At 39.0% G+C, this 15,094-nt stretch carries 9 protein-coding genes; 2 read left to right on the top strand and 7 right to left on the bottom strand.

Annotation, left to right across the window (positions count from 1 at the left end; all coding sequences use genetic code 11):
• The first annotated feature begins 435 nt into the window (after positions 1–435).
• Both HX062_RS02315 and HX062_RS02310 read left to right on the top strand, forming a co-directional pair.
• A complete protein-coding gene (locus HX062_RS02315) occupies positions 436–3,552 on the top strand; it encodes a SusC/RagA family TonB-linked outer membrane protein (RefSeq protein ID WP_286466249.1) in 3,117 nt (1,038 codons plus the stop codon).
• An 11-nt stretch (positions 3,553–3,563) separates the two neighbouring features.
• Complete coding sequence (locus HX062_RS02310; protein ID WP_286466248.1) at positions 3,564–4,955, top strand: RagB/SusD family nutrient uptake outer membrane protein; 1,392 nt, start codon at positions 3,564–3,566, stop codon at positions 4,953–4,955.
• An 88-nt stretch (positions 4,956–5,043) separates the two neighbouring features.
• Here the strand turns inward: HX062_RS02310 and clpX are convergent, their stop codons facing one another.
• The 7 genes from clpX to HX062_RS02275 form a co-directional block, all read right to left on the bottom strand.
• Entirely contained in the window at positions 5,044–6,285 is a 1,242-nt protein-coding gene (gene clpX, locus HX062_RS02305; protein ID WP_182625589.1) for an ATP-dependent Clp protease ATP-binding subunit ClpX, read from the bottom strand.
• Positions 6,286–6,288: 3 nt separating this feature from the next.
• Positions 6,289–6,948, bottom strand: a complete 660-nt coding sequence (clpP, locus tag HX062_RS02300) for an ATP-dependent Clp endopeptidase proteolytic subunit ClpP (protein ID WP_182625588.1) — start codon at positions 6,946–6,948, stop codon at positions 6,289–6,291.
• Between the two features lie 82 nt (positions 6,949–7,030).
• On the bottom strand, positions 7,031–8,356 hold the full coding sequence (gene tig, locus HX062_RS02295) for a trigger factor (RefSeq protein ID WP_182625587.1): 1,326 nt from the start codon (positions 8,354–8,356) through the stop codon (positions 7,031–7,033).
• Positions 8,357–8,454: 98 nt separating this feature from the next.
• Positions 8,455–8,811 carry a phage holin family protein gene (locus HX062_RS02290; RefSeq protein WP_182625586.1) on the bottom strand — a complete coding sequence of 119 codons (357 nt, stop codon included), beginning with the start codon at positions 8,809–8,811 and terminating at the stop codon, positions 8,455–8,457.
• A gap of 12 nt (positions 8,812–8,823) precedes the next feature.
• Positions 8,824–10,443: an SGNH/GDSL hydrolase family protein gene (locus tag HX062_RS02285; RefSeq protein WP_182625585.1), complete on the bottom strand. Its 1,620-nt coding sequence runs from the start codon at positions 10,441–10,443 to the stop codon at positions 8,824–8,826.
• Between the two features lie 18 nt (positions 10,444–10,461).
• Positions 10,462–11,712 (bottom strand): OmpP1/FadL family transporter, encoded by a 1,251-nt coding sequence (locus tag HX062_RS02280; protein WP_182625584.1) that lies wholly within the window; start codon positions 11,710–11,712, stop codon positions 10,462–10,464.
• Between the two features lie 304 nt (positions 11,713–12,016).
• The gene (locus HX062_RS02275; protein WP_286466241.1) at positions 12,017–14,959 is read right to left on the bottom strand and encodes a T9SS type B sorting domain-containing protein; all 2,943 of its coding nucleotides are present in this window, start codon (positions 14,957–14,959) and stop codon (positions 12,017–12,019) included.
• Positions 14,960–15,094 lie beyond the last annotated feature (135 nt).

Genomic DNA, 15,094 nt, shown 5'->3' with positions numbered 1-15,094 from the left:
CTACAAAACACAGTTTACCCCCTCCTTCTAGTCATTTTTTCTAATTGTTCACTTTTCGCCTGTTCTTTTAATTGTTTTACACTTAAATACAACCAATACAAAGATATTTTTTCCTTATTTCAATAAGTATTGCAGACAAAAAAACTACTACTTACATTTGCACTGTTGATTTCCAATCACAAAAAAAATAATGAAATGAAAAAAACAGTAAGCCCTTTTCTAAGTCAATATACCCTGTCGATTCAATGGACTGATTTTGCTATGTCAGCAATGTCGAAAATGGATATTCCATAAAGGAAAGCTTTCTGCATTTTTTGTTTTAAAACAAAAAAGGAGGCTTTCGTACAGCCTCCTTTTTTTTGTATCGTTTTTTATAGCAGCAAAAAAACGATAGTCATGTGTTTGCTGCTAAAAATAATAAAATTTTTAGTAATAATGAAAAAATGTAAACTTCGGCTACTCATTGGTAGCTTGCTCTTGTTGTGTAATATAGCATTAGCACAACAGGTAAAGGTAACAGGAACAGTAAGTGAATCCAACGGAGAGTCACTTCCCGGTGTGTTAGTTACTATTAAAAACACCACTAAGGGGGTTCAAACAGATTTTAACGGACACTATTCGATAGAAGTTTCCCCAGAAGATATCTTACAGTATGAGTATGTAGGGTTCAAATCTCAGTCACTTTCAGTAGGTGTAAAGCGTCAAATCGACATCACCCTACACGAAGATGTAGTCAGCTTAGAAAACATCGTAATTGTCGCCTATGGCGCTCAAAAACAAAAGGCAATTGTAGGAGCAATAAGTCAAGTAAAGAGCGATGTATTGGAAAAACAGGTGGCGACATCAGTAGTTACGGCTTTGCAAGGAACCGTATCGGGAGTTAACATCGTCAATTCCAGCGCTCAACCTGGTGAAAATCCAACTATTCGCGTGCGCGGAATTGGATCGATCAACGCCGCTGCTGATCCCTTGATCATTCTGGATGGCGCTCCTTTTATGGGGAATATCAATGCCATTAGTGCAGATCAAATTGAGACGATCAACGTTTTAAAAGATGCATCTTCTACCGCACTTTACGGCTCTCGAGGAGCTAATGGTGTCATCTTAATCAAAACAAAAATGGGCAAGCGCAATGCAGAACCTGCTGTAAGCATCAACCTAAGTACAGGTGTAGCTTTTGATGCAGTAAAAACCCATAAAGTGCTCAACACTCAAGATTATACAAGTTATTTATGGGAAGGCAGAAAGAACAATTATCAGTATGTCATCGGACAAGATGAACGTACAGCCCGTCAAAATGCCTCAGATGGCCTTGTAAGCTACTTTGGATACAACCCTTTCGGAACCGATCAGCCTATTGATTATAACGGCAATTGGACCGTAAAGGAACCCCTGCTATGGGAAACAGATTGGAAAAGAGAATTAGAACGCAACCAAGCGTTTAGAAAAGAATACAATTTTAATGTTACAGGAGGAAGTGATCGAACCACCTATTTCTTGGCAGGAAACTACCTCAACCAAGATGGAAGAATTAAAACCGCAAACTTTGAACGTACAACCGTACGACTAAACCTAGAAAGTCAACTGACAGATTGGTTACAACTAGGTGCTAACACCGCCTATGCCGTTTCCAATCAAAACTTCCCAACTCAAAGCGGTACAGATTTATATAGCCCTATGAATTGGATTTACACAATGCCAAGTGTCTACCCTGTATACAAAAGAGATGCTACAGGGCAAATCGCCTATGATCCGCAAGGCCAATCTATCTATGATTATGGCAACGCTTCGAGTAAAGATCCCAATAGTGTACGACCAATTATGAGTGGCGAAAATGCTGTGGGAATTCTATACAACAACCAAACAGTAAACCGCAGGAGTAGCATTACGTGGAATGGTTTCGCAAAAATTGATCTCGCGGAGGGTCTTTACTTTAAATCTAATCTATCCTATGAGAAGTACGACTTGGACATCAAAGCGTATAACAATTCACAATACGGTCAAGCCTCTAGTGTAAAAGGGAGAGTAAACAAAACCAAAGACACCGCTGAAACACTCAACTTCATCAATGCGTTACACTATGATAAAACTTTTGGCAATCACCATCTTGCTGCAGACGGAATCATAGAGGCGTACCAATTTAAAAAGGATTTTTTCAATGCCTCTGCCACGGGCTACTTACCGGGAAATTCAGAAATTGGTAGCGGTACTTCGCTAGAGAACATCAATGGCTATACCGTAGAAGATCGACTGACAAGTTATTTAGGCCGACTTAGCTACGACTACAACAACAAATACTTCGCTGAAGGTTCTTTCAGACGAGATTCAAGTACGCGTTTTCACAAAGATGTGCGAGCAGGCAATTTCTTTTCTATAGGAGGATCTTGGATTGCCTCATCAGAGGATTTTCTAGCTGACAGCCCTTATATCGATCTGCTTAAATTAAGGGTTTCTTATGGTGAATTAGGAAATAACAATCTAAAAGACAACTATTTTCCATATTTGCGTTTATTTGAAACAGGGTACAACCAACTAGACAATCCTGGTGTTATTTTAGGAGATTTAGCGGATCCCTTGCTAAGCTGGGAAAAAACAGCCTCCTTCAATGCTGGGATAGATTTCAGCTTGTTCAACAATCGCGTGGAAGGATCGATCGACTACTACAAAAAGCGGTCTATTGACTTGTTGTTCGCTATTCCACAAGCGTCTTCTACTGGAAACTTAGAAATACTATCCAATGCAGGTACAGTAGAAAACTACGGCTTAGAAGTGAGTGTAACTACACATATTATCCGCAAGCCAGAGTGGAATTGGGATGTGTCTTTAAATTTCTCTATCGACAGAAATAAGGTAACCTCCCTAACACAAGACAGTTTTATCAGTGGATTAAACCGTTGGGAAAAAGGTCGTTCCTTATATGACTTTTACCTAAGAGAATGGGCTGGTGTGGACCCCAACGACGGCTATGGCCTGTGGTATAAAGATGTAGTTGATGCCAATGGTCGCGTCACGGGCAGAGAAACTACCAAAGACTACGATGAAGCTACGCGTTACTACAACCAATCAGCCTTACCTAAGATAGTTGGAGGATTTAATACTAGCTTATCCTACAAGAACTTCGACTTTAGCGCATTCTTTTCTTTTAGTTTAGGTGGATACATCTACGACGGCGATTACGCCAGCTTGCTAGGCGGTATTTCTAAAGGATACCAAAGTTCGCCCGATATTGCTGACCGTTGGCAAAAACCTGGAGATAATACTAATATACCTATCCTCCTAAATTCGTCGAACAATTTTGCAGCGACCTCCACGCGTTTTTTATATAAAAATGACTACGCGCGATTAAAGGCGCTGACAATTGGGTACACCCTACCAATCGAACAATTGGGCAAATTAAAGCTAAAACAAGCCCGTGTTTATATTCAAGGGGAAAATTTACTAACCTTTCAATCACATAAGGGCATTGACCCTGAACAAGCCATCAACGGGGTAACTAATTATCGCGTTCCCTTATCCGCTACCTTATCTGCTGGTTTAACTATTAATTTCTAAAAAGCAAACAAGTGAAAAAATTATATATAAAACGTATTGTCCTGTTATTTGTACTGAGCCTTACAATTAGCTGTTCTTCGGACTTCTTAGACGAACCACAACCCAAAGACAGCATTTCTCCCGATATCGTTTTTGGCAGTAAAGAAGGAGCCACTTCTTTTCTATCAGGAATCCTACGCCTTCAGCGCACCTCTCTAATCAACGATGAGGCCTCTGGTTTACACAGTATCTTATTTGCGCGAAGTGTAAAAGGAGCCGACTTAATACAAAAGCAAATCTGGTTTGGAGATGATTATGACTATCAGGTGTATTTAAGTACAGGCACGCGATCCAAATTCTCCTGGCGTTTGCCTTATAAGATTATCGATCAGGTAAACAACTTTATCCAAGGGGTTGAAGCGAGTACAAAAATCAATCCTTCAGACAAAAATGAGTTAATAGGACAAGCGCTAGCCCTACGCGGATACTACTATTTTCAGCTAGCAATTGAATTTGGAGATGCCTATGCATCCAAACAAAATATCGCCTTTCCTCCTATTTATACTCAACCCACTACAACCCCTAATCCCTTTTCGACTAAGGAGGAATTTTTCGATCGCATTATAAGAGATTTAGAAGACGCATCCCAACGCTTGAACGAAAAGAGAATCAATAAATCTTATATCAATCAAGCGGTTGTTCAGGCCTTTTTAGCCCAGGTATATCAATACACAGGGCAATGGGAACTCGCCAAGAAAAACGCTGTTTTGGCTTATGGCGGTCAACCGCAAAGCGTTTTACATCCAGAAGAATACGCGGCTGGCTTTGATGCTATGAGCGCTAAAGAATGGTTATGGGCTTTGCCTCAAAGTGCAGATCAAACCGTATATTATCGCTCCCATCCACATGCGATGATGGATCACGTTGCTGTAGCTTATCACGGCACATTTATCAACGATAATTTTGTCAAACAATTTAGTCCGACAGATGTCCGCAACCTCTTTTCTAACTTCTATGAAAAACCAGCAGGTGATTGGCAAGCTTATGTAACCTCGAAGTTTACATTCACTTTTGAAGCCGATTTACCCGTGATTCGATATCCGGAATTAATCTTGATCGAAGCTGAAGCAGACTATCACCTAGGGGATGAAACTCAAGCAAAAAAGACACTCGACCTCCTACGCCAGAATCGCGACAAGGAAGCAGCAGTAACAACAAGCACAGGGTCAGCTGTACTGGAGGCAATCTTACTGGAGAGAAGAAAAGAATTGTATGGCGAATGTGGCGTGGAGTGGTTTGATGCCAAGCGTTTGCTGAGAGGCATTACGCGTTCAGGAAATCACCGAACTCCTATTTCTCTCCCTGCTCAAGACAAGCGCTTTCAATTGGCAATACCGCAGGAAGAACTAGATGCACGTAAGTAAAATACCTCAACCTAACAGGCATAAAAAAATCCTACAGCATTGGGCTGTAGGATTTTTTTATACTTGTATGTTCCTTTGCTTCGATGGTTTAGCTAGCTGCTTCCAATCGTTGCATTAAGTTTTTATTCAATGCCTGTTCGGTATAAGCCAAATCTACGACTAATTCCGTCACATCTTCTTTACTAGGTAACTCATACATCGCGTCAGTTAGGATCGCCTCACAAAGCGAGCGCAATCCCCTAGCCCCTAATTTGTAAGATAAGGCTTTATCTACTATATAATCTAAAGCTTCATCTGTAATAGAGAACGCGATATTGTCCATTTCGAACAATTTCTCATACTGCTTAATTAGTGCGTTTTTAGGCTCCGTAAGGATGGCGCGCAACGTTTCTTTATCCAGAGGATTCATATAGGTTAACACAGGTAAACGACCAATGATCTCAGGAATTAAACCAAAGTCTTTGACATCTTTTGGAATAATATACTGCATCAAGTTGGTGCGATCTACTTTTTCACCTTCTTTAATTGAACTATACCCTACAGCTTGGAAATTCAAGCGTTTAGAGATAATACGTTCGATACCATCAAAAGCACCACCCGCTATAAAGAGAATATTTTTGGTATTCACTTCAATAAACTTTTGGTCTGGGTGTTTACGTCCTCCTTTAGGTGGTACGTTGACAATACTTCCTTCTAAAAGTTTTAGCAAGGCTTGTTGTACCCCTTCTCCAGACACGTCACGCGTAATGGAAGGGTTGTCACTTTTACGGGCAATTTTATCGATTTCATCAATAAAAATAATCCCGCGTTCCGCTTTTTCTACATCGTAATCTGCGGCTTGCAACAACTTAGTCAAAATACCCTCTACATCTTCTCCTACGTATCCCGCCTCTGTTAATACAGTTGCATCGACAATAGCCAAGGGTACATTCAACATTTTTGCAATTGTTTTAGCTACCAATGTTTTACCTGTTCCCGTTTGGCCTACCATCAAGATATTGCTCTTTTCAATTTCAATATCTTCATCTTCACCATTCATTTCTTGTAATAAACGCTTGTAGTGATTATACACCGCAACGGACATTACTTTTTTGGTTTGATCCTGACCGATAACATATTCATCCAAAAAGGCGCGGATTTCCATTGGTTTTTTCAACAACAACTCATTGGAAAGGCCTTCTAAATGTTTTGCATCTTCTTCTTCCAGTACAATACCATAGGCTTGATCCACACAACGATCACAGATATGAGCATCAATACCCGCTATAAGAATATTGGTTTCTGATTTTGGACGTCCACAAAAGGAACATCTCATCTCTTCTTTAGCCATAAATTATTCTCTAATTAGAATCTCATCGATCATACCGTAAGCTTTAGCTTCCTCGGCAATCATCCAGTAGTCTCGATCACTGTCGTGATGTACTTTTTCCATCGGTTGACCGGAGTGTTTCGATATGATTTGATACAATTCGTCTTTTAATTTTAAAATTTCTCTTGCTGTAATTTCAATATCAGAGGCTTGTCCTTGTGCTCCACCTAGTGGTTGGTGAATCATTACACGCGAATGTGGCAAAGCAGAACGTTTTCCGTCTGCACCTGCACAAAGCAATACAGCCCCCATAGAAGCAGCCATACCCGTACAGATCGTAGCAACATCTGGTTTAATAAACTGCATAGTATCGTAAATACCTAATCCTGCATATACCCCACCTCCTGGTGAATTTACATAAATACTGATATCCTTATCACTATCAACACTTGATAAAAACAACAATTGTGCTTGAATAATGTTTGCTACATAATCGTCAATTGCCGTTCCTAAAAAGATGATACGATCCATCATCAAACGAGAAAAAACATCCATTGAAGCCACATTCATTTGGCGTTCTTCAATGATGTAAGGAGTCATACTACTTACGATTTTATCGTAATACATACTATTTATACCGTGATGCTTGGTCGCATATTTTTGAAATTCTTTTCCGTAGTCCATAAACTATTGCTTTTATGATTAAAAAAATAAGCGTCTATTCATTCAAATAGACGCTCAAATATACTTATTTTTCAGGAAAGAATTATTCTCCGTACATTTCCTTAACGAAATCTTTGTAAGAAATTTCTTTCACTGTTGCTTTTACTTTCTCATTGAATAAAGCCAACATTTTTTCATTCATTGCTTGTTCAGAAATACGTCTTACCTCATCTTGGTTTGACATTACGCGAGCAACGATATCTTCAACTGTTTTATCATCAGCATCCGCTTGACCGAATTGAGCCAATTGCTCTCTGATCAATTTAGTTGTGTAAGCTTTAATATCTTCAAACGTTAATTGTAACTCATATTGCGTCATTACTTTTCCTTCGATCAATTGGTAACGCAATCCTTTTTCAGATTTTTCGTACTCTTCAGCTGCTTGTTCAGCAGACATTGGAGTTTCACCAGCTGTCATTAACCATTTTTTCAAGAATGTAGCAGGTAATTCAAAAGAAGTTGTTTCTAACAAGAACTCAAAAACATCGTTTAAGTATTTTTGATCTGCTTGAGAAGCGAATTGTTTTTCAGCGTCTTCTTTGATTTTTTCTTTCAATTGTTCTACTGAAGTAACAACGTCTTTACCGAATAATTTATCGAAAAGTTCTTGGTTTAATTCTGCCTTTTCAGACTCGTTGATTTCGTTAATTGTAAATACAACATCAACTTCTAATCCGTGAACTGCATCGTGATCGATTCCTAAAACATCCATTAATTTGTGATCGTCTTCGAATAAACCTTTTGTGTTTACTGTAACTTGGTCACCAACTTTTTTGTTTAAGAATTTCTTTTGGTTTGTTTTTGTTCTGAAATCAGTAACAGCGATTGTTACCTCTTTGTTGATTCCTTCTTCTTCGTTTACGAAAGTACCTACTAATTCAGAAGTTTCTTCAACTGCTTCTTTAGAGATTAATTTTCCGTATTGTTTTTGGATATACTCTACTTGCTCATCTAACATCGCCTCATCAGCAACGATGTTGAATTTAGTAACATTTGTTTTTGCTTCTAAGTCTAAAGAAAACTCAGGAGCCAAACCTAATTCGAAATCAAATTTTAATACATCAGCATCCCAGTCAAAGTTCTCATTCATTACTGGTAGAGGATTTCCTAAAATATCTAATTTTTCATCTACAAGATAATTGTTCAATTTCTCTTGCAAAATTTTGTTTACTTCTTCGAACAATACTGATTTTCCATATTGTTTTTGAATTAAACTCATAGGTACAGCACCTTTTCTAAATCCAGGAACATTGGCGTTCTTTTTGTAGTTAGATAACACAGTATCTACATTACCTTGGTAATCTTCTTTTGCAAGTTCAATAGTAACAATTGCATTAAGAGCATCTACATTATTTCTTGTAATATTCATTTTTTGATGTATTTACATATAAAATTGGGTTGCAAAAATAAATTATTTTTACAACCCATCCAACTTTTTAAGTGTTTGTATTTCAACTATTAAATTTTTCACCCGTTTCTCGGTTCCCCTTTTAAGAGAATCCCATTTACAATGGATTGACAAAAAGACAGGATCAAGCTGAATAATAAGGCATACCAAAATCCGTCTACATAAAATCCACCGACAAAATAAGCGCTAAGCATAATGATGATGGCATTGATAACGAATAGGAAAAGCCCTAAGGTAATGATCGTTGCTGGCAGTGTCATAAAGACCAGAATAGGTCGTAAGAACACATTCAACAATCCCATCACTACAGCTACCCACAGGGCAGAGGTCCACCCTTCAACGTGGACTCCTGGCAACAGCCAACAAAGGAAAACAACTAAGGCTGTTGTAACTAATAATCGAACGATAAAACTCATCTATTTTCTTTTTTAATTCTGTACTACTAAGGTTGGTCCTGGATATACAGCAGGATTCACTAATGGAATATTTGACTTATAGTGTCTGTTAATCACGCGTAAGATTTCAGCAGCGATAAAAGCATACCCTCTGGCATTCAAATGTACTCCATCTAATGAAAAAAGCACTGTATTTAGGTTGCCCATTCCTTTAAAGTAATCAGCGGTATAAATTTGTCCGTCTTCTACTCTCAAGCCACTAACTGCTTTGTGTAACAATTCATTCATATCGGCTACTGCCAATCCTTTTTCCTCTGCTATTCCACGGATAATAGAATTGAAGGCGATTGTAGCCGTTTGTACTTTTTGTTGTTCTACTGGATTCAACACAAATTTATCTTCAATTGGAAACGTAATTCCCTTGATTAACATAGCGTCCATTGCTGGATTACCTGTTGTAAAAGTCGCGCCAATTTGCGCTCTACTCGTCAACAACATTAAGTCTTTCGCTGTCGCGTGTCTCGCTTGACCATAGCTTTTAGCAATAAATCCAATTTCTTGGTCTGACAGTGCAAACGGAAATTTTCCTGATGCAATTAAAAACTTGATTGTCGCTGCGATTTGAGGTTCTAGGTTAACTAAGGTTTTATCTTGAATCAACAGTGGATTTGGCTTATTTTTATCCAATAATTGCAAGCGATCGCCTTGACCAAACTGTCCTAAGATTTCTTTGAACATTCCAACTAACATATTGATTTGACCAAAAACCTCATCTGGATTTTGTCCTGGCTTCACTACAGCATCCGCAGTGATAGGATTATAGGGTACGGTTGTAAAGAATGGAATGGTTGTAACATCGGGAACAGTAGCTACTACTCCTTTTGCTCCGCCGGTTGTCAAGGTATTGACAATTCCTTCATACGCCATCTTAAACACCCCTACATGGGTAATGTCATTCCCGCCGTATTGGGTAAGATCTGTTCCTGTTGCTTCTTCATTTTGATCTAAACCTTCACCACCAGATGTAGCATAAGCTAAAACGTCATTTGCTCCAATCCAGTTGGTAAAAAAGGTCGGTTGTAACGTCATTACATCTGCCATCACGGTTGTTTCGTCCGAAGTTGCTGTACGCACAAAGTAGGGATTGGCCTTACCTTGGGTTAAATTACTTAGGCTTCCATAACCAGGTGCGAGTAAATGAAAGGTTTTTGCTCCAGGTACTCCCGCATTGTGATAGGCTTTTTGGCTTCTATTGGCAACGTCTAAGGTTACTGTTCCTTTTTTATTTTCTGGACTACTGGTTGACATATTCATCACCAGTTTGGTATCGAATCCTGGAAGCGGGCTACCGGCCACTAACATTCCTCCTACATCGTTAGCATCGTCATCTAAAGGAGGTTGTGTAAAATCACCGCCACCGACAATTTTAAATTGTTGAGCTAAAATATTAGGAAAGGAATTCTTTTGTGCCGAGCGGTAAAGCGTTCCATCCATATAGCCCGCAGTCAATGAGTTTCCTATAGCCACATAAGAGGAGAAGTCCGCTTCTCCAGCATAATACGTCCCTGAGTTAATTTCATCTTTAATAGAAGGCTCACAGGCAGCAACTAAAAAAGCTAAAAGAGGTGCGATATATAAATATTTTCTTTTCATCTTAATTCAATTTAATCATTAAAAACTATAAGTTACACCAATTCCTCCACTAGTTACTGCAGATTTATAGGTTCCTCCAAAGGAAACATTTTGCCCATCTTCGTGGTAGTAATCATATGAATTATGCGTATCGCTAAAATGCAAGTAAGAGAATACTAGATCCACGCCAATACCGTTTTTAAATTTATACGTCAATCCTCCAGTATAGGCACGGGAGTCGTTTCTTGGCGTTTCTGGTGCGAAATACCCTTCTTGTACAGGGCTTTCATCGTAATACCATCCTGCTCTAAGTGTCAGTTGATCGTTTACCGCATATTGTGCTCCTAGGCGATAGGTACTCGAATCTTTATAATTTCTCGAGTTTACCGATGTTCCTAATGGGCTATTAACAAAGTCAATTACTAAAGCGTCGTAAACTTTCCAAAACGTTCTGTTGTAGTCGAAAGCAAGCACCCATTTATCCCAAGAGTAAGAAGCACCAACGGTTAACTCAGCAGGCAATGGCATTTCAGCTTTAATTTTGCCGTCTTTAAACATCGCACTTCCAAAAGCTGGCGCATTGGAAAAACGCGCTTTCCCACTATTTTCTTTCATGATAATTTCAGAGCGGTAGTTCATCCCTAAGCGCAGATGGTCATCGACATTTACGAGATATCCAGCTGTCCATCCCCAAGCGGTAACATTTTTGGCTTCAATTTCTACGCTTGTTCTCTTGCCCTCTTCATTGGTCATACTGCGAGAAACGTTTCGATCAAAGGTAACGCCACCATTGACAAAAATAGGTCCTCCACCAAAACTAAAATGCTTACTTACTTTAACAGCGATAGTCGGCTGAAAATAAAAAGCTTTTAGATCGATATTATTGACCAAATGTGATCCTTGCCAATCGCGATCCCAATCAACTGCACTTCCATAAGGCGTATAAACAGCTAAACCAACCGTTAACCAATCCGTTGCCTTATAGGTCCCGTAGAGGTAAAAGGGCGTCCCTGGGTTACGCGTTTCATTTTCCCAACCATATGTTTCATTTTGAAACTTGGTATCTGCGACCAAATAGTTCATCCCCGCAGAGAAATTGAACTTATCGTCCAGATAAACCGATGCTGCAGGATTAAAAAATAGTGATTCTGCACCACTACTAATAACAGCTACTCCAGCATGTCCCATCGCAAGCTGTCTGTTTCCTTGCATACTAACTCTGTAACCCCCTGCATAGGTAGAGGCGGTAATTAAAGTTAGAAGGGATAATGACAATACCTTTTTTATCATAATTAACTATTATTTTATTTCTTATCTAGTAAATATAAAAATATATAATAATTTGACAAATTTTTAATACACACTTTAACAACAAAAAACATCAATTAGAAACAATTCTACTCTTTTTTTAAAAAAATATACAAAAATCACACAATATTATCACCATATATTTAGTCTCTCTCTTTCTTTTGAGCATACGCCTTTTATTTTTTTAATAACCCTTTACATCTTGTGAAGACAAAATAAAAAAAGCTGCCTTCCCAAGGGAAAGCAGCTCTGTTGAACTATAAACTAAAAATATAAAAAGACGATTCTAATATATCAGGTAAATCCAACCCGTATAGGTATCATTTAAAATGTTTTCCATCACGTAAAAATACGTTCCGGATGGAAGCAACTTGTTTCCTGACTCAGATTGTCCATACCATTCTTTCTGATATTTTCCTGCTTTGTACACTAATTTACCTAAGCGATTGTATATTTTCAAACGCTCAACATTGTAGTTAGTCAAGTCCAAAAAGTCGTTTAACCCATCGCCATTTGGTGAGATTCCCTTCGGTATAAATACTTTTTGGTAGTTGATGTCCATACAAGTATCACAAGCCTCCACAGGATCCTCATTATCAGCAGCCTCTACACTCACTACATTGATAAACGCCTGGGTGTGTTCTAACGGAATAGTCAACGTCACTTCATAGGTTACGGTATCTCCAACATCTAAAAGCGATAGCGTATCGATCAAATCTCCAGCACCTGTAGTTCCAAGAGAGCTAGACCATCGCATTTGTTGTACCCCCACAGGCATATAGTCAACCACTTCTACATTTACAGCTGATCCTGGTCCTTTATTCTCTACTGTGATAGTGTAGGTCGTTTCTTGTCCAGGGATATAGTAAGCAATACCATCATCTTTAGTTGCGTGCAAATCGGCTTGATACAAAATAGTAGCAATAGTAGGATCATTGCGCTCTGGTGTTGTTGGGTCATCCGATACTTGTTCCATTGCACCACTTGAGGTTTGCGCTACGAGTTTCGCTTGATTAATCACGTGTTTAGCTCTAAAATCTTCGACTGTAATGGTGTGATAAGCCACAACGACTTGAGATTCTCCAGGTTTTAATTCAGCAATACGCGAAGGGCTCAAGGAGGCAGCATCCGCATTTTCATCCGTAAGCACGATATTAGTAACGATTGTTTCTCCAATATTCTCCACTAGGATTTCGTATTCAATCTTGTCGCCAATGCGGTTGTATTCGCGATCAACTACTTTTTTAGTAAAGGCCAATTTACCTAAAGCGACGATTGCTTGTGCTTCATTGTTGTCTGGATGAGGGTCTATATTATCTCCTTTTACTGTAGCCTTATTGAGGTACTCGCCTGCTTCTTTGATTTTTACTTTAATTTCGATACGCACTTCCTCTTGAGGAGCAAGTGCGCCAATTGTCCACTCTCCTGTTGCAGCATCGTAGGTTCCTTTATCAGCAGTATAACTTACAAACTCGTATCCAGAAGGCAATAAATCCGTCATCATTACCTGAGGATCTGTAAAAATTTCATCTAAGTTTTTGACCGTAATTACAAAAATTGCAAAACCATCTTCTTGTGATTTCACCGCTTTGGTAATAGATAAGTCAGTACAAGGTTTAACGATTACATCCAAGGGCAAAGAACGATTACTCCAACCACAATCTTTTTTTATTCTCACCGAATACAAACCACTTGTTGCCACATCCAGAAAATTCTCTGTTGTCACTTCTATTAGTTCTCCGTTTAAGAACCACTCATACTCGATAGAATCCTCTGTTGATTCTAATCGCACGGTACAATTTTCATTTTGTTTCACCTCGACAGGTACTTGTGCAGCTTGCCCAAAAGAGGAGAAAAAAGCGGACATGGAAAACCCGTCTCCTTGCTGAACCAAACTAGCGGTTAACGGCAAGTCAGAGCGCAAAATAATATTTTCAGGGTTTCCGATAGACGTGCGATCAAATGTAATCATGTAGAGTCCACTATTTCCGAGAGGAGTACGTGTTCTGTTGGTCAGTGTTTCTATATTTTGTTCATTGAGATAAACAACCTCTGTTTGATGTTCAATAATGGCAAATCCCATATAAGGCAGTCCGCCATTGTTGTAATTGACAAATTTTGTCGTTTGAATATTAATTGATCCCGCACACCCGCCAATTGGCAATACGGTAGAAATATCTGTTTCGCATTCTACAGCTGTTCCAGCGTATACAATGACTTCATTATCCGAAACGATCAAGCTCGAAGAATTGGCATTTATTCCATCTCCGTGATAGAATGAATAGTAATCCCCTGCGTTGGCCAAGACTTGAGTAATAGGAGCTCCTGTTGCTGCACCCTGTGCGTTAAAGCTCGAAATGGTTACAGTAGTATTGTCTTTTGTTGAGACGATTAAGCTTTGTTCAGATCCCAGAAACTGATTGCGTTGTGTTGTATTGGGAATGGTTCCCTCTCCACGTACAACCAAATATCGATTACCTAACATGTGAACTGGTGCAATTTGATCAAAGGTTCCATCTTGACCATTAATTCCCCCTGGACCACATAAGCCCGGTGTATCACCCCAGTTTCCCACATTGACAACTACGGATTTATTGGATTTTAAATAGGCTCCTAATGGCGCTTTAAACAATCGACTTTGTCCAGCTTCTAAGGTAAAGGTAGTCACACCCGTTGCTTGTTCCACTTCAACTTCAGTTTCGTCTTCCGTAGCCAATACGGAATATACTGGTGCATTGGAATAAAGTCCTTGCGTACTCTGTCTGTAGTAGCCCAAGCGAAATTCTACTCCTAATCCTTCTTCCCCAAAACTAACTAGAGAAGCGTTTCCCTTTATGTTCTCAACCCCTAAGGAAGTCCAACCCACGGAAGCATCCGAAGCTATATTTCGAAGGTTTACTAAAACAGGTTCACTCGCCTCGACCAATAATCCCCGGTCATCATACGTTGTATCTAACACATTTCTAGTCAGCGTATTTGCCTCTCCAGCAAAGCGATAAGTAACCGGATTATTAACTGTAACCGTTAAAGTTGTCAAATTCGTCCCATCGCTCTTTTTCAATGTCACATTTACAGGATCTGATGACAGTGTACCAATTACAATTTGATTCGCTGTACTCCAATACTGCCAAGGTGCAGGAGCAATATGATGATTTTTATAGTATTGCGCATAAACGGAAGTACTTAATAGCAAAAAAATACCGAGTAGGAAGACGTAGTTCTGTTTCATAATTGAGTATAATAAGGTTTGTTATTAAAAAAAGGATTCTACCTGAGACCTTCCCTTTGACTTGATAAGAGGCATTCTCAAAGCCGCCTAAATTAAGTTAAAATAAACTAAATAACAAGAGCTCAAAAAAAATAA

Source organism: Myroides sp. DF42-4-2, assembly GCF_030326445.1.
In the GTDB taxonomy this organism is placed as follows: Bacteria; Bacteroidota; Bacteroidia; order Flavobacteriales; family Flavobacteriaceae; genus Flavobacterium.
Note: the sequence above shows the minus strand (reverse complement) of the source record. Positions and strands in the feature narration are given on the sequence as shown.